The following is an 18,785-nucleotide window of genomic DNA, read 5'->3' on the forward strand; positions in this document are numbered from 1 at the left end:
TCATCGATGAGGCAGCAGCATGAGCAAATCTGCGGAAGTCTTCAATCTCATGGATAACCTTCTTCCGCGGGCTGAAGACGTCGAGCTAGCTGGGCCTGACGAGTTGCAACGCCTTTACGCTGGCATTGGAATGCCATCGCTGAGAGCGATGGAGCTAAGCGGGCAGGCTGGTGTTACCTATCACGAGATCAAGGCAGCCAATCCGCTTCTTGGATTGGTTGATCCGATCAGAATTCGAAATCGCTATGTGGAGCTGCGTGAGCAGGCCCTGATTGGTGACGAGAATGCACTCAATGATCTTGGGTGGTGGTGGCTCAACGGTTTGCGGCTTAAGCCAAATCCAGCTCTCGCCAAGAGGCTGCTGAGGATTGCTGCGGTAATGGGCTCCGCAGAGGCGTTATTCAACCTCGCCGAGCTGGCCTTTTACGGCAAGGGGTTGACGGTCAATCTGGACTTGGCCATCGACTATTACGAGCAGGCTTTCGAGGCGGGGATTCCCTGTGCTGCGCAAGCATTAGGGAGCTTGTATGAGCGTGGGGACGAGGGTGTCATCGTCGATCATGGCAAAGCCATCAGTTGGTACAAGAGTGGAGCGGCCGAGCAGGACTTGATGGCGTGCTTCTCACTTGGCAGGTTGGCTCTGGATGAGGCATCACCCGAGTATGATCCTGCGCTTGGCTTGTATTGGCTGCAGTGGGCGGCCATGAAGGGGCAGGTATTGGCGACTGAGCGGCTTACCGATTTTTACTTCTCTACCTTCGAGGCCCCGCCGGATCCTGATGGGGGGCTGTTTCGTTTCTGGCGGGATCTGGCGATCAGCCAGGGAAGCTTGTGGGCAGTGGAGCTCGGTGATTTGGATGCCGATCTTCAATTGGCACGCAACCGCTCATAATATGCCGGTGGTGCTCTAACCAAAGACGTAACGTGGATGTCAGGGCCGTATAGTCGAGGCATCGGGTCTGAAATATGGAAATAGGGGGATAGATGGACCGAAATAAATTTCTCGCACAGCCGGATGTTCGTGGATTCATCGATTGGCTGTGTCTGAACCTTGCTGATCTCAATGTGCACCTGCGCTTCAGCCCGAGTCGTTTCGTAAGAGGGGGGATTGATCGGCAGGTGGTAGGAATCGAAGCGGTTCATGCTCTCTATCGCTGGGAAAATAGCTGGAGTGACTACCAGACTGGGCGGTTGGTGAGGTCTGACGACTGGAAGAGTACGAGCATCTCCCTCGATCTTTTGCGAGACCGTCTGTTGACTGCTATGGCCAATGGCTGCGAGGCCACCACTTACAAGGCGTGTCTCGCAGTGTTGAAATGGGGCGGCGTACGTGGCGCGGTTCCCTTTCTGAATCGGTTGCAGCAACAGGGAAAATTGGTGCAGTACCTCGATAGCTGTCGGCCGTTGTTTGTCCTAAATGGCAGTCAAACGCTCTCCCAGTTGAATAAGCAAAGCATTTGGCGCTTCGATGCAGGCCTGACCAAGATTCATTCGCTGCTTGATACGACAGGATCCCCCATTTACGACAGCCGGGTTGGGGCAGCTATAGCAATGCTCTATACCCTTTATCGTCAGCGGGCGACAGCGAGTTCCGTGCTGACTTTCCCGACGGGGGCGGCGCGAGGAGATCAGATTCGTGATCCGGGCGAGCTTGGATTTGCAAAGGCTCCTCAGTTCTTTACTCGGAGTGTGCCTGCCGAGCGCTGGGCTCAGAGTCAGGTGGAGCTCGGTTGGATTGTGTGCGAAACGCTTCAGCAAGCGCCCCATCTGTTCTCTGGTTCACTGGCGGAACGCTGTCGGTCATTTGAGGCCGCATTGTTCATGATTGGGTACGATCTGCGCTGCCTTGTATTGCCTGGCTTCGCGACTGTATCGGGTGTAGCAATTCCCACTACTTCGAGCAGCCGAAAGGCGAATCACGTTGAAACGAAGAGCGTCTGCACTTGGGTGCCAACTAGTTTTCCTTTCCCCCAGGTTCTAGATGAATACCTTGCGTGCAGCCGTGTGGCGGGGCATGCCATTGATCTATCCGCTTTTCGCCAGTGGCAGACCATAGTGAAAGGGCGCACCCTGGGTACGGCCAGGTCATATTGCTTTCCTTTCAAGAGCGCCGAGTTTGATTTGGTTAGTTACAGCCTCGACGATCTTGAGCTGATTGCTCGCGGTGGAGAAACTGGCTTGAAGGTGCTCAGTGCCGGTGAAACTGGGTTCGTTGCAGGAGACGAGCGCGAGCAGGTGTGTCTGGTATGTATATTTCTTTGCGGTCGATCCACGCAATTGGCTATTCAATACCAGATATCTCCCCTTGATATTCTGGTGAAGGCAGGGTTTGCCGGCATATGTAGTTCGGCGAAGCTGCTTCGTCGCATTGGGCAGGCAGTGGGGCAGCATTTTGACTTGCTTGACGGTGAACAACCCACCGAATTGTTCACGACATTTTTTGGTCAGACACTGGCTGATCTAGATGATCAGCTTCAGCGCAGTGTCCAAATGTCGACATTTCTAGTTGGCCACGATCGCTAGTAGAGCAGCATCAACCTCGGCCACTCAGGTGGTTGGCTCCCTGCTGCCTTGCTTTTCGCGCTTCAGCTCCTGGAACTTGCGGTAGTGTTCATTAGTGTTTTTTAGCGCGCGAGATGCAGAGGGGCTATGGCAACTGTAGCTGCTAGTGATGTGTTTCTGAGGAGTCTGACATGGAGCTATTCCGGGCGATCCCGGCCAGTCAAGTGATTATGTCGGGAAAAGGAATTCGTCGTCATTTGACGATGCGGATTCCGAGCAATGTTCCCTATGTTGTCGACAACCTCTGGGAGTCTCTCCGGCCGAAAAATATGCCGTCCCGCCGGCATGCAATTTACGCCAGCCCAACTCCTGAGCTCGCCTTGCAGAATGCCAGTGCTCAGCTGGCGGATGGCGATGAATACGTTGCCTGCCGGGTTGTTGTAGAACCGCAGAAAATCCGTATTGCTCAGCTTCAAGTGACCGATGCGCGCTACCACAGCGACATCCGTTTGATTGGCAAGTGGATCAGTCAGCATGGGCAGGAGTTGGCTGAGCTTTCGTTGGATCAAAAGCAGAAGCTTGCACCGCTCTTTATGCCGGGCCTGCATCGACGTGAGCTGACCGAGCTGTGGAAGGCCCATCCGTTGGTAGCCGCGTTTTGCGCTTATGTGCGGCAGCATTCTTCGTTCTGGTCCTCTGCATCCGACACGCCTCAATCTTCGGATGGCGAGCTGTTCTTTGAGTTGGTCGGTGATACCGATACCTACCGGCTTGAAGTCATTTGAGGTTGCCGGAGCGGTTCTCCAATCGCTGCCTTAGTTCAACGACGTCACTTTGCTTCTTCCGTGAAAGATCCCGTGCGACACAGGGTGTCGCATGTGTTGATTAGCTTTCACTCCAGCGTACCCAGAGGGATGTGTGTCTATGCAGGAGCTTCAGCCTGGTCTTGTTGTCATCCATGGCAATCATCTAGAAGAACTGCGAGCCCTCGCGGTGCAGTGGATGCGCAGTCACCCGCTGCGACCACTGGAGAACGAAGTGCTGCTGGTGCAGAGCAATGGCATCGCCCAGTGGCTGAAGCTGGCGCTGGCCGAAGACCCGCACAACGGCGGCTGCGGTATTGCCGCGGCGCTGGATGTGCAACTGCCCGCGCGCTTTCTGTGGCAGGTGTATCGCTCGGTGCTTGGGGCGCAAACCACCCCGCAGTCTTCGCCGCTGGACAAGGCCGCCCTGAGCTGGCGGCTGATGCGTCTGTTGCCGAGCTTGCTGGAAAAGCCGGTGTTCGCAAGCCTGCAGCGCTTTTTGGAACAGGACGACGAACAGCGCAAGCTGCACCAACTGTGCGAGCGGCTGGCGGACTTGTTCGACCAATACCAGGTGTACCGCGCCGATTGGCTGGAAGACTGGGCTGTCGGGCGCGATCAACTGCGGCACATCAAGGGCACTGCGCAGCCGTTGGATGCGCCGAACCTGTGGCAGGCGCAGCTATGGCGCGAGGTACTGGCAGACGTAGGCGAAGGCGCGCTTGAGCAAAGCCGCGCTGGGGTGCACAAACGCTTCGTCGCCCACCTGCGCAGCGCCGCCCAGGCGCCGAAGGGGCTGCCACGCCGAGTTGTGGTGTTCGGTATTTCCTCGATGCCCGCACAAGTGCTTGAAGCGCTGAAGGAGCTTTCCCGCTACAGCCAAGTGCTGTTGTGCGTGCACAACCCTTGCCGCCACCACTGGGGCGACATCGTTGCCGATAAAGACCTGCTGGCGCACCACTACCGTCGCCAGCCTGCCCGAGAGGTTGGCACCGTAGCGAACGAGCATGGCCAAGCCTTGCTCGCTGCCTGGGGCAAGCAGGGGCGCGACTATATCAACCTGCTCGACCAGCACGACGAACCCGGCAGCTATCGCCACCTGCTCGACGGCCTCAATGGCGGGCGTATCGACCTGTTTACCGAGCCGGATACCACAACCCTGCTAGGCCAGTTGCAAAGCGACATTCTCGAACTGCGCCCTTTGGCGGAAAGCCGCGAAACCTGGGACCCGGTAGAGGTTAGTGCCGACCGCTCGCTGCGTTTTCACGTGGTGCACAGCATGCAGCGCGAAGTGGAAGTGCTGCACGACCAACTGCTCGCCCGCTTCAGCGCCGACCCACAATTGAGCCCGCGCGATGTGATCGTGATGGTGCCGGACATCAACGCCTACACCCCGCATATAGAAGCGGTGTTCGGACAGGTGCCGCGTCACGACCCGCGCTACTTGCCCTTCACCGTGTCCGACCAAGGCCAACGCGGTCGCCAGCCGCTGCTGATCGCGCTGGAGCACCTGCTCAAGCTGCCCCACAGCCGCTTCGCTGCCAGCGACATTCTCGACCTGCTGGACGTGCCGGCCCTGCGCGCACGTTTCGCGATCAACGAAGCGGACGTGCCGACCCTGCAGCGCTGGATCGAGGGTGCCGGGGTGCGCTGGGGGCTGGATGCCCAACAGCGCGAAAGCCTGGGTATGCCGCAGGGCCTGGAGCAGAACACCTGGCGCTTCGGCATGCGCCGCATGCTGCTGGGCTACGCCGTTGGGCGTGGGCCTGAGCTCAACGGCATCGAGCCCTACGATGAAGTGTCGGGGCTGGAAGCGGCCCTGGCCGGCCCGCTGCTGACCTTGCTCGACCACTTGGAAGTCGCTCTTCAGGAGCTTCAGCAACCGGCCACACCCGTGCAGTGGGCCGAGCGCCTGCAAGCCTTGTTGAAGGTGTTCTTCCGCTCGGAGAGCGATGCCGAAGAGTTGCTGCTCAACCAGTTGCTCAAGCTGCTTGAAGGTTGGCTGCGCACCTGCGAGCTGGCGCAGTTCGCGCAGCCACTGCCGCTGAGCGTGGTGCACGAAGCCTGGCTCAGCGGCATCGAGGACGGTGGCTTGTCGCAGCGTTTTCTGGCCGGTGCGGTGAACTTCTGCACCCTGATGCCGATGCGGGCGATTCCGTTCAAGGTGGTTTGCCTGCTGGGCATGAACGATGGCGATTACCCGCGCCAGCAATCGCCGGTCGATTTCGACCTGATGCGCAACGACTATCGCCCAGGTGACCGGTCGCGACGTGAAGATGACCGCTACCTGCTGCTCGAAGCCCTGCTCTCGGCTCGCAAGCAACTGTATGTGAGCTGGGTGGGCCGTAATATTCGCGACAACAGCGAGCGCGTGCCCTCGGTGCTGATCGGCCAGCTACGCGACCACCTGGCCAACGGCTGGCGCTCGGCCAGCGGCCAACCGTTGCTGCCCGCACTGACCCAGGAGCACCCGCTACAACCCTTCAGCGCCGCGTACTTCGCTAACCAGCCGGGGCCTGATGGCTTGTTCACCTATTCCAGCGAGTGGCGCGAGGTGCACGACGAACATGCCTTGCAGCCAGAAGGCGAGCGCTTGCCCGCGCCGGTTCAGGACACACCGTTGAACCTGCGCCAACTTTCCGAGTTCGTACGCGACCCGGTGGGCGCCTTCTTCACCCAGCGCTTGAAGGTCAATTTCGATGACGACGAGTTGGTCAACCGCGATGACGAAGCCTTCCTGCTCGATGGCCTGGAAAACTGGCAGCACCAGGACAGGCTCACCCAGGCGCTAAAGCGCTGGGTAGAGGAGGCGTACGACCCCGAACAGGCCGCGACCGAACTGGGCCTGCAAGTGCAGCGCCTGCAACGCGAGGGCGCCTTGCCGCTGGGCGGCTTCGGCACCTTGAGCGCCTCGGCGCTGGTGGGGCCGATGCCGGGCCTGCTGGCGCGCTACCACGCGCAACTGCAAGCCTGGCCTGAGCTGGAAGAGGGCCAGAGCGCTGCCGTTATCGACGCCACCGACGAGCTTCCCGGCCTCAAGGACTGGCTGGGTGGCATTCGCCGCAATGCGTTGGATGAGCGAGCCTACCTGCAACTGGACAGCAAAAAGCTGTGCACCGACGACAGCTATTGCTGGCACCACTTGGTGCGGCCTTGGTTGCGGCACCTGGCGTTGCAGTTGAACGGGCCTGCCTGCACGACGATTCTGGTGGGCTTGAATGGGGACGTGGTGTTCCAGCCAGTGCCCGCGCAACAGGCGCAGAAACAGTTGCAAGCGCTGCTCGAAGCCTGGGTGGCGGGCATGCAGGAGCCGCTGCCGGTGGCCTGCAAAAGTGCTTTCGTCTGGTTGGCTGCGGGCGGGGAGAACAGTGACAACGGCGAGGCGGCCTACGCCAAGGCGCGTGAAACCTACGAAGGTAGCTACACGTTCGAGGGCGAGGTGCAGCGCTCGTTCGCCCAGCGGCGGGCTTACCCCGACTTCGACCAACTGTGCGCAAGCGGCCAGTTCCCAGCCTGGGCCAAGCACTTGTATGGCGGCTTGTTCGGCCACTTCACCCCGACCGACGCAGGGAGCGACCAATGACCGCGGAAAACCTCAACCCCCTCGATTTCCCCCTGCACGGCAGCCGCTTGATCGAGGCGAGCGCGGGCACCGGTAAAACCTTCACCATCGCCTTGCTGTATGTGCGCCTGGTGCTGGGCCATGGCGGCGACGCGGCGTTCAAGCAAGCGCTTACGCCGCCACAAATTCTGGTGGTGACCTTCACCGACGCCGCCACCCAAGAGCTGCGCGACCGTATTCGCGCACGCTTGAACGAGGCTGCCCAGTGCTTCCTGGCACCGGAGTTGCCTCACGACCCGCTGCTGGTGAAACTGCGCGACGAATACCTCGCCGACCAATGGCCTTCCTGCGCTCGCCGGTTGCAGTTGGCCAGCGAATGGATGGATGAAGCCGCGGTTTCGACTATTCATGGCTGGTGCTACCGGATGCTGCGCGAGCACGCCTTCGACAGCGGCAGCCTGTTCACCCAGACACTGGAAACCGACCAGCGCGAGCTGCTCGATGAGGTGGTCAGGGACTACTGGCGTCAGCAGTTCTATGGCGTGTCGCCCGAAGTTGCCAAGGCGGTGACCGAGTGCTTCAAAAGCCCGACCGCGCTGCGTGAGGCACTGACGCCACTGCTTTCGCGTAGCGATGCCGAGTTCCAGCAGGAGGGGGTGGCGATCACCGCGCCCGCGAAGCTGGATGCATTGCTTCAGACGGCTGCCGACTGGAATGCGAAGTACGCCACGCTCGAAGCGCTAGCCCGAGCCGCGTGGGCCGAGGACATCGTGGCGCTTGAGGCGGCGTTGCACGAGGCCCGCACTTCGCTGAATCGTAATTCCTACCCCGCCAATAGCCGCGAAACCCTGGAAGAGATGCTGCGCAATATCGCGGCCTGGAGCCAGGGTGAGGACGCCTGTGCCCACGTGTTCAGGTGTGGGCAAACCCGCTTCAGGTTGAACAAGGGCGGCAGCATTGCCAGGAAACCGGCCTTCGAGGCCATCGATGCGTTGGTCGACCACAAGGAAACCAAGCAGGACACGCGTGCGCAGTTGCTGTTGCATGCACTGCGTGAAGTACGAAGCGCCTTCGAAGCAGAAAAACTTCGCCGGGCGCAGATCGGCTTCGACGACCTGCTGAGCCGCCTTGGCCGTGCGCTGGAAGGCCCGTGCGGGCCGCGCCTGGCCGAAACCATTCGCCAGCAGTACCCGGTAGCATTGATCGACGAGTTCCAGGACACCGACCCGGTTCAATACGACATCTTCGACACCATCTACCGCATCGGCGACAACCTGCCCGACTGCGGGCTGTTCATGATCGGCGACCCGAAACAGGCGATTTATTCCTTCCGTGGCGCCGACATCTACACCTACCTCAAGGCGCGTGAGGCTACCGAGGGCCGGCATTACACCCTGGGCACCAACTACCGTTCCACCAAAGCGATGGTCGATGCCGCCAACCACTGTTTCAGCTTCGCCGAAGCGCACCCGCGAGCGGCGTTCCGCTTCGCCAAGGACGGGCAGAACCCGGTGCCGTTCAAGGGCGTCGACGCCAAAGGCCGCAGCGATGTGCTGGAAATCGAGGGCGAACAGCAGAAGGCCCTGACTCTTTGGCAACTGCAAACCGACGGAGTCATCAACAACGCCACGTACCTGCGCGAGGCCTCCGAGGTGTGCGCCTCGGCGATTCAGGCCTGGCTCGACGGTAGTGCGCCCGAGCCCTCGGGCTTGCGCAGCAGCGACGGCCAGTTGACCAAGCTCAAACCCGCCGATATCGCCATTCTGGTACGCAGCCGCACGGAAGCCGAAGCCATTCGCAAGGCCCTCGCACGTCGCAAACTGGCCAGCGTTTATTTGTCTGACCGCGACTCGGTGTTCGAAAGCGAAGAGGCCAAAGACCTGCTGTGCATCCTTCGGGCCTGCGCCCAACCCAGCAGTGACCGCTTGCTGCGTGCGGCACTGGCAACCCGCAGCGTGGGCCTTGGCTGGCAGGCGCTGGAGCGCCTGAATCAGAACGAGCTGTGCTGGGAAGAGCTTGTGCAGTGCTTCCGCGAGTTTCGCCAGCATTGGCAGCAACAAGGCGTGCTGCCAATGCTGCGTAAGCTGCTCGCGACCTTCCAGGTTCCGGCCCGGTTGCTTGCCGAGGCGCAGGGCGAACGTAGCTTGACCAACCTGCTGCACCTGGCTGAATGGCTGCAACGCAGCGCCACTGAACTGGACGGCGAGCACGCGCTGATTCGCCACTTGGCCGAGCAGATCGAGGCGCAGAGTGAAGAAGAAATTCTGCGCCTGGAAAGCGACTCGGACCTGATCAAGGTGGTGACCGTGCACAAGTCCAAGGGCCTTGAGTACCCCTTGGTGATGTTGCCGTTCGCGTGCAGCGCCAGGCCGGTGGATGGCCGCAGCAAAACGCCGCCCATGTTCCATGAGCAACAGGGTGAGCAATACCGCCTGGTGCTTGAATTGGGCAAAGGCGAGCTGGCGAAGCCGTCGCAGAAACTGGCCGACGATGAGCGCATGGGCGAGGAAATGCGCCTGCTGTATGTCGCCCTGACCCGCGCCCGCTACGCCACCTGGATTTGCGTGGCGCCCAAGGTGGCTAAAACCGGGGAAAAGTCGCTCGACCTGCACAAGTCGGGCCTGGGCTACCTGCTGGCAGGCGAAAACAAGGTGGCGCCCGAGTGCCTGGCTGAAGTGGTCGAGGCACTGGCAAAGGGCTGCGACGACATCGCCGTGAGCAAGGCGCCCACGCCCACCCAAACCGTCCACACCGCGCCCGCCCGACCCACCGCAGGCCCAGCCTTGCGCCCGCTGCATGCGCTGGCAGCCAATTGGTGGATCGCCAGCTACTCCACCTTGGCGATCGCCGAAGACCGTACCCTGGTGGGCGCCACTTCGCCCATCGCCCCAGAGCCTGCAACTGCCCTAGAAGCCAACCTGCAAGAGCAGGACGACGAGCAGAACCCGTCTGCCGGCGTTGGCATTCACTGCTTCCCCCGAGGGGCGGGGCCGGGCACCTTCCTGCACGGGTTGTTCGAGTGGGCGGGTGATGAGGGCTTCGGCAACGCCGCCAGTGATGAGCAAGCCCTGCACGACGCCGTGGCACGGCGCTGCAACCTGCGTGGCTGGGAACGCTGGATCGACCCGTTGTCGGCCTGGCTCAGCCACTACCTGAAGGCGCCACTGCGCTTCAACGGCACCCAATGCACCCTCGCAGCGCTGGACACCTACCAGGTCGAGATGGAGTTCTGGTTCGCCAGCCAAAACGTGAGCGTCGAGCGCCTCGATGCCCTGGTGCGTGAACACACCTTGGGCGGCGCGCCACGGCCAGCGCTCGCCCCAAGCCAGTTGAACGGCATGTTCAAGGGCTTCATCGACCTGACCTTCGAGCACGAGGGCCGCTACTACGTGGCGGACTACAAGTCCAACTGGCTGGGCAGTACCGACAGCGCCTATGCCGCCGAGGCCATGGCCGAAACCATGTTGGGCAAACGCTACGACCTGCAGATGTGCCTGTACCTGCTGGCCCTGCATCGCCAGCTCAAGCTGCGCCTGCCCGGCTACGACTACGACCAGCACTTGGGTGGCGCGTTGTACCTGTTCATCCGTGGGCACCAGGCGCCCACCCATGGCCTGCACTTCGAACGCCCACCGCGGCAATTGATCGAGCAGCTTGACCGACTCTTCATGGGGCAACACCTGGAGGTCAACGCATGAGCCAGACCCTCAAGCAACTCAGCGCCAGCCAAGGCGATAGCGAGCAAGTGGTAGTGCCCATCGGCGCAGTCAGCCATGGCGAGCTATTGCAGCAACTCGATACCTGGGTGGCGCGTGGCTGGCTGCGTGCGCTGGATCGTTCGTTGGCCAAGTTCATCCTCGAGCAAGACCCTCAAGCCCAGGCCAGCGTGCTGCTGGCCGCCGCGATGACCAGCCACCAACTGGGCCGTGGCCACGCCTGCCTGGACCTGGTTGCCACCCTGGCCACCCCGGATTTCGTGCTCTCGTTGCCCCCTGAAGGTGAGCAGGGCAACACGCTTCCATCGCAATGGTTGCAGGGCCTGGACGCCGCGCAGTGGCGCCAGGTGCTGGCCGCAAGCCCCATGGTCGAGGACCGCGACGCCAGCCCGAACGCACCCGAGCGGCCCTTGGTGCTGGTGGGGCAGCGCCTGTACTTGCGCCGCTATTGGAACTACGAGTGCAGCATTGCCCAAGCCTTGAGTGCACGCTTGGGTGTGGCGCCAGTCACCCCAGACAACCTCGCCAGCCGCCTCGACGAACTGTTCCCACCGCCTTCCGAAGCCGAGCGCGCGCAGGGCAGCAACTGGCAGAAAATTGCCTGCGCGCTGGCGGCCCGTGGCAATTTCAGCATCATCACCGGCGGCCCAGGCACCGGTAAGACCACCTCGGTGGTGCGCTTGCTGGGCTTGCTGCAAACGCCGGCAGTCGATAGCGGCAAGCCGCTGCGCATTCGCCTGGCGGCCCCGACCGGCAAGGCGGCTGCGCGGTTGTCTGAGTCCATCGGCAAGGAGGTGAGGGCGTTGCCGGTCAGTGATGCGGTGCGCGCCGAGATCCCCACGGATGTGTCCACCCTGCACCGCTTGCTGGGCAGCCGCCCGAACTCGCGCAACTTCATTCACCAGCGCGACAAACCGCTTGAGCTGGATGTGCTGGTAGTTGACGAAGCCTCGATGATCGACCTGGAAATGATGGCCTGCGTACTGGACGCCTTGCCTCATGCGGCGCGGTTGATTCTGCTGGGCGACAAGGACCAGTTGGCTTCGGTGGAGGCCGGTTCCGTGATGGGCGACTTGTGCCGCGAGGCTGAAAAAGGCGGCTACAACGTGCAAACCGCCCAGTGGCTGAGCACCCACAGCGGTGAAGCCCTGCTCGACCCCGAGTTGCAGATGGCCGCCGGCGCTGGTGACCCATTGGCGCAGCAGACCGTGATGCTGCGTCGCTCGTGGCGTTTCGACCCGCAGAAGGGCATCGGGCGTCTGGCCAAGCTGATCAACCACAAACACGCCGACGAAGCACGGCGTGTGCTGGAGCAGCCTTCGGAGCAGCTTTTCAACCTGCTGGTGCGTGGTGAGCAGGATGCTGCACTCACCGACCTGGCCATCGATGGTAACCGCAACGCCCCCGGCTACCGGCATTATCTGGAGCAACTGCGCGACCTGCGCCCCGCACCCGACACACCGTGGGATAGCCAGCTTTGGGCCGACTGGGCGGGCAAGGTGTTGTCTGCATTCGACCGTTTCCGCCTGCTGTGTGCATTGCGTCGGGGGCCTTGGGGCGTCGAGGGCCTGAACCAGCGCGTGGCCACGCAGTTGCGTCGGCGCGGCTTGCTGAGCAGCGACCACGGTTGGTACGAAGGGCGCCCTGTGCTGGTTACGCGCAACGACTACAGCCTAAACCTTATGAACGGCGATATCGGCATCGCGCTATGTGTGCCCGGACCAGAGGGTGCGTTGGCCCTGCGCGTGGCCTTCCCGCGTAATGACGGCAGTGGCGGCGTGCGCTTCGTGCTGCCGAGCCGGTTGGTGGAGGTGGAAACGGTGTTCGCCATGACGGTGCACAAGTCTCAGGGGTCGGAGTTCAACCACACTGCGCTGGTGTTACCTGATGCGCTGAACCCGGTGTTGACCAAGGAGCTGCTGTACACCGCGATCACCCGCGCCAGGGAGTGGTTCAGCCTGGCCGAGACTCACCCGGGGGTGTTTGAAGGCGCGGTGGGTCGCAACGTGCAGCGCACCAGCGGCTTGGCGTTTCAACTGCACGAGGCGCTGGCTCAACGCACCTGAGTGGGTGCGTTCAGGAATTTGTAGCCCGGGTACTGGGCCTGGACTGTGACCTTTGCCATGTCAGAGCTCACGGCATCAGCGCCGATAGGTCTAGACATAAGTGGTAAGCCGACGAGCCAGCATGTGAGCGCCAGCCAGCCATCCCCATGCAGCACTCACATTGAGGTTCATCTCAATCAGATGAGCCCCGATCCAGTTTGGATCGACCGTTTCCTACTTCAATAGGATAGATTTCTCCCTGGCTGGCAGGTTTCACTTTTGGGCTGTAGAGGTATCTAGAAAACCAAGAGTGATTCAGGGTGCCGGGATTAGGAGATAAGTAGTTGAGTGTAATCAGGCGCTGCAACCTTTGCCTTCGGCGTACCGCTATGACTGAAGATCACCTGTTCCCACAAGGGTTGGCGATCCCTGGGCAGCGTCGGGTCACGCAGATTCTGCACCAAATAAATCCAAATTACCGTGGTCGGCAGGGCACGTTTCTCGCGCAGAATGGCGTCAAGAAGGCCACCTTGTGCGCTGACTGCAATAATCGCGTACTCGGGACCGAGCTAGACCCTGCACTGATTTCCCTTTACCGGGCAGCTTCAGCCGCTATGGAGCACATCCGATACCCGGTGGCGGGGGGCGTCATCTTCGAAGGTGTCAATCTCAACAGGGTTGCCCGAGCTGTCGCAGGCCATTTGCTTGCCCTAGATGACGTACCGCGCGCCACTTATAGGCCGGATAGACGCCTGAGACGCTTCGTCCTTGATCGCAGATCCGGTCTTCACCCTGCCTTGCGATTCCACATGTGGCTTTACCCATTCCACAAGCAAGGCATGTTTAAGGACCTAAATCACTTCGAATTTGGAGCTAAATTCGATCCGATGTGGATCTGTGCCTTCAAAACCTACCCACTTGCTTTTGGCTTCAGCACCGAAGTTCAGAACCCAACCTTCAGGCTGCCAGGTAGTCTCGACCTTACTGCTCACATCACCGCTGACGACGAGCAGCTATTCCATCTCAGACTAATGGCGCTACCTATCGTGGACAGCAACTGGCCTTTTGCCCCACACCCCAAAGGGGGCATTGTCACCGGAATGAACTCTAGTATCACTACTGAGCCATACGTCAGGGCGAAGAAATCACAGGCCAGGACAGCCAAGGATGCTACTTGCGCGTGATGGCACGAACTGGCTGGCCAATCAGCGGCTCAAGGTTACGCTGTGCTTCTCGTTCAAGGCGTCGACTGGATTGAATACGGTTGAGATAGCCGTAGATGTAGATCTTCAGCAGAACAGCAGGATGGTAAGAAAACCGACTAGTTTTCGCAGGAACCACACCATCGAAACCCAGTCGTCCAAAGTCGAGTTTATCGACGAACACATCGACCAGTTGCACCGGGTGGTGTCCTCCACATGATCATCCAGCCTCTCAGGTAGCAATGTACTTTGGCCCGATACTCACCCTGGATGAAACGTTTCATGGACTGTCCATGTGATGAAGCCTGGCGGCGGCATAACAAGGACGGAGGGTGGGCACGTTTTTACACAGTCTGGGCCGATAGCTGTCCCCGAGAGTCGACCGGTTTCGTCTTCAATCAATGAACCTATGTCCGCTCAGAATCGGGCTGTTTGGCTTGACGTTCATTCGATCATTGTTATACAGAAATAATTGAAAGACCTGTTGCGATAGCTTTTGCTCATTGCGCATGCTGATGGTGTACGAGATGGATCGTGCACAGAACAAGAAGAAAACCAGCATGAACACAGAAACTCAAAATGCTTACCGATCTTTAGCTGCCCACTTCTACGCCACACACCTGCCAGGCATCCCCCCCAGTGCGCTCAACGAGTTCAGCATCATTGGCGCGTTGCTGCGTGCCGCTCCTGGTTACCGACCTGACTACTTCAGGCGGTTGCGCAATGCATTGGCTCTAGACCAGAAGCTCAGGGGGCATTTCTGGATTGCGCAGGAGATCAATCGCACCCTCAATCCGGTTACCGTCATAGGCTTACCGCGCAAGCGCAAGCAGGCGCGGCGGCAGAGAATTTCTGATGACGATTTCGCCAAATGGGTGATGGCGCTTCTGGCTAAGGGCCAGAAGGTGGAAGCCGGTGCGTTGATGCTAATCAGCATGACGGGAGCGCGCCCTTGTGAGCTGAATGACATCAGTATTGAGGGCACGAGGATCAGCATTCTCGGCGCCAAACATAGCCACGGTGGGCTGCGTGGCGCTGACCGAATGCTGGAGGCTGACGAGGATTTCTGCCAGCTCGTCTGTAATGCGCTGGAGGCCTTTCGTTCTGATGTCAGGAGCCTGGACTCTATTCGAATAGTGATACATGAAGCCGCAAAAGAGGTTTTCTCGCGGGGCAAACCACCCAGCATGTACACGCTTCGCCACCAGTTTGGTGCGAATCTGAAGGCCTCAGGTATGTCCAGAGTCGAGATGGCATATGTGATGGGGCACCAGGCGACGGACTCTATTGGACGCTACGGTGACAAGCGTTATGGGCGGGCCGAGGCCGTGAAGGTCAGGCCGGCAAAGGGTGCTGATCTATCGAAGGTTCGAGCAACACATGCGGGATATGCGAGTTCTCGCTCGAAGGCTCTGCATGCTGTCTGCTGATAGTGAGCTTATCGGGCGCTAACCCTCAGCAGCTCTGCCCAGCGCGTTGTGTAGGCGGGTGAGAGGAGCTCTCTGCGCATTGACCACTCCGCAGGCTTGGCAGTTCTTCCTGGTTGCAATGTGCCCCGCCCCCAGCGGCTGTTGATCGCATCCAGGGTGCTCATCAGCCGCTCGGTTCTGATGGGCTGCTCTGGGGCGAACAGATCCGGTGTGTACTCATTCTTTCGGCAGAGATCCAATAGCAGCACCTGCGCCTTGGCGTAGCTGAAACCCTCGCGGTACACCTGCTTCAGCCCAGTCTGAACGGCTTGGATGATCAGCCGACTGTCATCGGTAGGGTAGGGCAATTGGCAGAGGATGCCGTTGGCATATTTGACCTCAGCGGGGTTGAACATCCCCGTGCGAAGGCTGACACGCACTTGCCGGCAAAGTGATTCCTGCTTGCGCAGTTTTTCGGCGGCGCGCATGGCATAAGCGGCGACGGCCTCCTGGATAGGGGCTAACTCGCGCAGCCGCTTGCCGAAAGAGCGACTGGAGCAGATCTCCTGCTTGGGTTCGATCTCGCTCTCAATCTCCAGGCAGGCTACTCCGCGCAGTTCTCGTACGGTCTTCTCTACCACCACGTTGAACCGTTTGCGCAGCGTCCAGGCGTCCATCTGCGCCAGCTCCCAGGCCGTTTTGATCTGCATGCCTTCTAGGTGCGCGCGCAGCCGCGGACCCACGCCCCAGACCTCTTCAACCGGCATGGCTTTGAGCAGCTTGTCGCGCCGAACAGGGTCGCGAATGTCGACGACGCCCCCGGTCTGTTTTTGCCAGCGCTTGGCGGCGGCATTGGCCAGTTTGGCCAGGGTCTTGGTGGTGGCGATGCCAATACCAACGGGAATGCCGGTCTTCTGTCTCACCTCCGCTTGGACCTGACGACCTATCGACTCCAGGGGTTCGGGAAGGCCGGTCATATCGGCGAAGGCTTCATCGATGCTGTAAATCTCAACGCTTGGGAAGCGAGCTTCCAGGATGGTCATCACTCGCTCGCTCATGTCGCCATACAGCGCGTAGTTGCTACTGAAGGCCACGATGCCGTGGTGCTTGAGGTCGCCTCTTATCTCGTGAAAGAGTGCCCCCATCTTCACGAACGGTTTGGCATCGGCAGACCTGGCAATGACGCAGCCGTCGTTATTGCTGAGTACCACGATGGGCGTGCGCTGCAGATCGGGGCGAAAGACGCGCTCGCAGCTGGCATAGAAGCTGTTGCAATCAATCAGTGCGTAGACCGGCTCAGCCATGGTTCAGGTGATTGCGCAGGCTATGGGTGACGACTCCCCAGATCATCAGCTCATCCTGTTCCAGGATGTAGCGTGGCGAGTAGGCGGGATTCTCCGAGCGCAATACGAATTGCCCCTGATCCTGCGCCAAACGCTTCACAAAAACATCGCCGTTGAGGCATGCCACCACCACGTGTCCGGGGCGGGCCTGCAGCGCGCGACTCACGATCAGGTGGTCGTTATCGAAGATGCCGGCGCCGATCATGCTGTCACCGCTGACGGCGACCACATAGGTGTGCGGGGCCTGCAGATCCAGCAGAGCATCGAGCGACAGCTTGTGCTCCATGTGATCGAGCGCAGGGCTGGGAAAGCCTGCCGGGACGCGTGCATCGAAGAGGGGGAGGGCGGTGCCGCTGCGCTGCAGCGGTCCGAGGATAAGGGCGTTGCTCATGACGGGCGGACCGATAACTGTATTTATATACAGTAATGAGGGCTCCGCCATTTCGACAAGGCGCGTTCGTCGCCAATGTGTGGGGTCTGCGCGGATTGTTTACAGGCGAAAAGTAGACAGATCGCCCTGGCGGATGGTTCTCGCTAGGTTGTGGGCAACCGACCAGGAGGACTTCCCATGATCTTGCTGCCCACCCTTAACGATCTTTTGCCGCTGGCGCTGGTGCTGCCTGCACTGATCGGGCTGGCCAGGCTGGCCTATGGCGGTACTGCGGATTAAGCGCTAGCGCCTCTTGGCAGCGCTGGCCTTAGCCCCAGAAGTTATTGCAGATCCGCTGCACCGCTGCGTTGGCGGCGCGTCGGTCAAACAGCTCGGGATCAAAGCTGCCGCCTGAAGCCAAGAAGTCCAGGTAACCCGGCACGCCACCTACATCTTCCGGCGGGCAGGCGCGGGCGCCATCGAGCACTTCACACCAAGTGCCGGTGAAATCACTGGGCTCGATGCTCTCTACGGCAATCACATGCTGCCAGCTATCGCCGAAGTCATAGAGATAGCGCAGCCGGTCCGCCTCCTTGAGTACGCGGCGCAGTTTGCTCTTACGGTCATCCAGCGCATCGTCGTACATGTACATCAGCTCGGCATCCAATGGCAGGTAGCGATGGATGCCGTCGCTGAACTCATGCAGGTGGCTGCTGTGCCAGCCAAAGGCCGCCTGAATGAAGTGGTGCAGCTTGCGCAGGGTGCAGTCGCCGTTCACACGCAGACGGCGCCAGACCGGAGGATTGAAATTCAACGGCTCCAGCTGAATGTGCAGGGTATACAGCAGCGGTTGAGTCGCCATGCTGGCTCCGTCGGTCAGTGATACAGCCAGGGCTGCAGTTCATCGAGGTTGGTGACGACGATCTGTTGCGCCGTGGCTTTGGCGTGCACCTTGGTCGGGTCGATCTGATAGCGCTGCAGCACGTACTGCACCAGGGCACCACGGGTCTCGATCACCAGCTGCCCATCACGCATGCCGTAGTCGGCTTCGATGATCGCGCGTTGCTCCGGCTTGAGGCGCGAGTCCGGCTCGATAACCACCGTGAGCTGGGTGTTCCAACCTTTGTCGAGCGCGCGGGTGTGCTCCGAGGGAGCATCCATCAGGTCAGGCTCACCGCGAAAGCGGCTTAGCACGAAGTCGCGATAGTCACGGTTCTTCTCGCAGTAGGCCCGCACATGCCAGCGCATGCCGGTGTAGATCAGCGTATGCGGTGCGATCAGGCGGGTTTCGCCGTCTGGCGTGGTGAAGGACACATACTCGCACTCCAGTCGCAGCCCCTCGCGGCAGGCCTTGAGCAGTGGGCGCAGCACCTCGGGGCGCACCGAGCGATCCGGCACGTCCAGTACCTCGGTATGCGCGTAGGCCAGCGCCAGACCTTCGATGTGCGGTGCACGATCGTAGTTTTGATTAAGCAGATGCAGGTAGGCGCTGGCGCTGTCATCGATAAACAGCGGTTTGAAGTGGCGGCTCGGCACATACCCTTTCAAATGCTTGTCGTATTCGAGGTTCTTCGGCGCGTAGTCGGTGATGTAGGAGTTGATGTCCTTCGACGCTTGCTGCCGGCTGATGCCGAAGCTCTGCATCAGATGGCCCGTGGTCAAGCGGCCTTCCCACCAGGCGATGGTCTCGATCAGGCGGTAGCGCAGGGCCAGATCCCAGCGCACAGACTCAATGGCTTGTTTGCGTTTCATGGCCTCTCCATCTGCTCGAAAACTTTACCTGTACGAGTAAACACCGTGGATGCGTCGCTTGAGGCTACATATCCTGTGACT

General features: G+C 60.4%; 12 protein-coding genes and 1 pseudogene. 8 read left to right on the forward strand and 5 right to left on the reverse strand.

Annotated features, from left to right (window positions below; translation table 11 throughout):
* The first annotated feature begins 19 nt into the window (after nucleotides 1-19).
* The 7 genes from P7A97_RS06030 (at nucleotide 20) to P7A97_RS06060 (ending at nucleotide 13,812) form a co-directional block, all read left to right on the forward strand.
* On the forward strand, nucleotides 20-892 hold the full coding sequence (locus P7A97_RS06030) for a tetratricopeptide repeat protein (protein ID WP_201720810.1): 873 nt from the start codon (nucleotides 20-22) through the stop codon (nucleotides 890-892).
* A 92-nt stretch (nucleotides 893-984) separates the two neighbouring features.
* The gene (locus tag P7A97_RS06035; protein ID WP_201720809.1) at nucleotides 985-2,523 is read left to right on the forward strand and encodes a hypothetical protein; all 1,539 of its coding nucleotides are present in this window, start codon (nucleotides 985-987) and stop codon (nucleotides 2,521-2,523) included.
* Between the two features lie 170 nt (nucleotides 2,524-2,693).
* Nucleotides 2,694-3,287 carry a hypothetical protein gene (locus P7A97_RS06040; protein WP_201720808.1) on the forward strand — a complete coding sequence of 198 codons (594 nt, stop codon included), beginning with the start codon at nucleotides 2,694-2,696 and terminating at the stop codon, nucleotides 3,285-3,287.
* 139 nt (nucleotides 3,288-3,426) lie between these two features.
* Entirely contained in the window at nucleotides 3,427-6,888 is a 3,462-nt protein-coding gene (gene recC / locus P7A97_RS06045; RefSeq protein WP_201720807.1) for an exodeoxyribonuclease V subunit gamma, read from the forward strand.
* Complete coding sequence (recB, locus tag P7A97_RS06050) at nucleotides 6,885-10,565, forward strand: exodeoxyribonuclease V subunit beta (protein ID WP_277689033.1); 3,681 nt, start codon at nucleotides 6,885-6,887, stop codon at nucleotides 10,563-10,565. Before recC ends, recB begins: the two co-directional genes overlap by 4 nt.
* On the forward strand, nucleotides 10,562-12,649 hold the full coding sequence (recD, locus tag P7A97_RS06055; RefSeq protein ID WP_277689034.1) for an exodeoxyribonuclease V subunit alpha: 2,088 nt from the start codon (nucleotides 10,562-10,564) through the stop codon (nucleotides 12,647-12,649). Before recB ends, recD begins: the two co-directional genes overlap by 4 nt.
* A gap of 368 nt (nucleotides 12,650-13,017) precedes the next feature.
* Nucleotides 13,018-13,812 (forward strand): hypothetical protein, encoded by a 795-nt coding sequence (locus P7A97_RS06060; RefSeq protein ID WP_277689035.1) that lies wholly within the window; start codon nucleotides 13,018-13,020, stop codon nucleotides 13,810-13,812.
* A 28-nt stretch (nucleotides 13,813-13,840) separates the two neighbouring features.
* On the opposite strand, the pseudogene P7A97_RS06065 reads toward P7A97_RS06060, so the two are convergent.
* Nucleotides 13,841-14,114: pseudogene (locus P7A97_RS06065) on the reverse strand (transposase); the annotation flags it as partial.
* 243 nt (nucleotides 14,115-14,357) lie between these two features.
* On the opposite strand from P7A97_RS06065, the gene P7A97_RS06070 reads away from it, so the two are divergent.
* Nucleotides 14,358-15,260 carry a site-specific integrase gene (locus tag P7A97_RS06070; protein WP_277689036.1) on the forward strand — a complete coding sequence of 301 codons (903 nt, stop codon included), beginning with the start codon at nucleotides 14,358-14,360 and terminating at the stop codon, nucleotides 15,258-15,260.
* Nucleotides 15,261-15,268: 8 nt separating this feature from the next.
* On the opposite strand, the gene umuC is transcribed toward P7A97_RS06070, so the two are convergent.
* The 4 genes from umuC to P7A97_RS06090 all read right to left on the reverse strand — a co-directional run bounded on the left by umuC (nucleotide 15,269) and on the right by P7A97_RS06090 (nucleotide 18,704).
* On the reverse strand, nucleotides 15,269-16,543 hold the full coding sequence (umuC, locus tag P7A97_RS06075) for a translesion error-prone DNA polymerase V subunit UmuC (protein ID WP_277689037.1): 1,275 nt from the start codon (nucleotides 16,541-16,543) through the stop codon (nucleotides 15,269-15,271).
* Nucleotides 16,536-16,973: a translesion error-prone DNA polymerase V autoproteolytic subunit gene (umuD, locus tag P7A97_RS06080; protein ID WP_031633879.1), complete on the reverse strand. Its 438-nt coding sequence runs from the start codon at nucleotides 16,971-16,973 to the stop codon at nucleotides 16,536-16,538. Before umuD ends, umuC begins: the two co-directional genes overlap by 8 nt.
* Before the next feature lie 307 nt (nucleotides 16,974-17,280).
* Complete coding sequence (locus P7A97_RS06085; protein ID WP_088177154.1) at nucleotides 17,281-17,814, reverse strand: plasmid pRiA4b ORF-3 family protein; 534 nt, start codon at nucleotides 17,812-17,814, stop codon at nucleotides 17,281-17,283.
* Nucleotides 17,815-17,828: 14 nt separating this feature from the next.
* Entirely contained in the window at nucleotides 17,829-18,704 is an 876-nt protein-coding gene (locus tag P7A97_RS06090; protein ID WP_277689038.1) for a WYL domain-containing protein, read from the reverse strand.
* Nucleotides 18,705-18,785 lie beyond the last annotated feature (81 nt).

Source organism: Pseudomonas sp. GOM6, from assembly GCF_029537485.1.
GTDB lineage: Bacteria > Pseudomonadota > Gammaproteobacteria > Pseudomonadales > Pseudomonadaceae > Aquipseudomonas.

Coding starts and splice junctions, on each gene's coding strand:
- P7A97_RS06030 (WP_201720810.1), top strand. CDS start 20: ATGAGCAAATCTGCGGAAGTCTTCAATCTCATGGATAACCTTCTTCCG.
- umuD (WP_031633879.1), bottom strand. CDS start 16,973: ATGAGCAACGCCCTTATCCTCGGACCGCTGCAGCGCAGCGGCACCGCC.
- recD (WP_277689034.1), top strand. CDS start 10,562: ATGAGCCAGACCCTCAAGCAACTCAGCGCCAGCCAAGGCGATAGCGAG.
- P7A97_RS06035 (WP_201720809.1), top strand. CDS start 985: ATGGACCGAAATAAATTTCTCGCACAGCCGGATGTTCGTGGATTCATC.
- P7A97_RS06060 (WP_277689035.1), top strand. CDS start 13,018: ATGACTGAAGATCACCTGTTCCCACAAGGGTTGGCGATCCCTGGGCAG.
- recB (WP_277689033.1), top strand. CDS start 6,885: ATGACCGCGGAAAACCTCAACCCCCTCGATTTCCCCCTGCACGGCAGC.
- umuC (WP_277689037.1), bottom strand. CDS start 16,543: ATGGCTGAGCCGGTCTACGCACTGATTGATTGCAACAGCTTCTATGCC.
- P7A97_RS06085 (WP_088177154.1), bottom strand. CDS start 17,814: ATGGCGACTCAACCGCTGCTGTATACCCTGCACATTCAGCTGGAGCCG.
- P7A97_RS06070 (WP_277689036.1), top strand. CDS start 14,358: ATGGATCGTGCACAGAACAAGAAGAAAACCAGCATGAACACAGAAACT.
- P7A97_RS06040 (WP_201720808.1), top strand. CDS start 2,694: ATGGAGCTATTCCGGGCGATCCCGGCCAGTCAAGTGATTATGTCGGGA.
- P7A97_RS06090 (WP_277689038.1), bottom strand. CDS start 18,704: ATGAAACGCAAACAAGCCATTGAGTCTGTGCGCTGGGATCTGGCCCTG.
- recC (WP_201720807.1), top strand. CDS start 3,427: ATGCAGGAGCTTCAGCCTGGTCTTGTTGTCATCCATGGCAATCATCTA.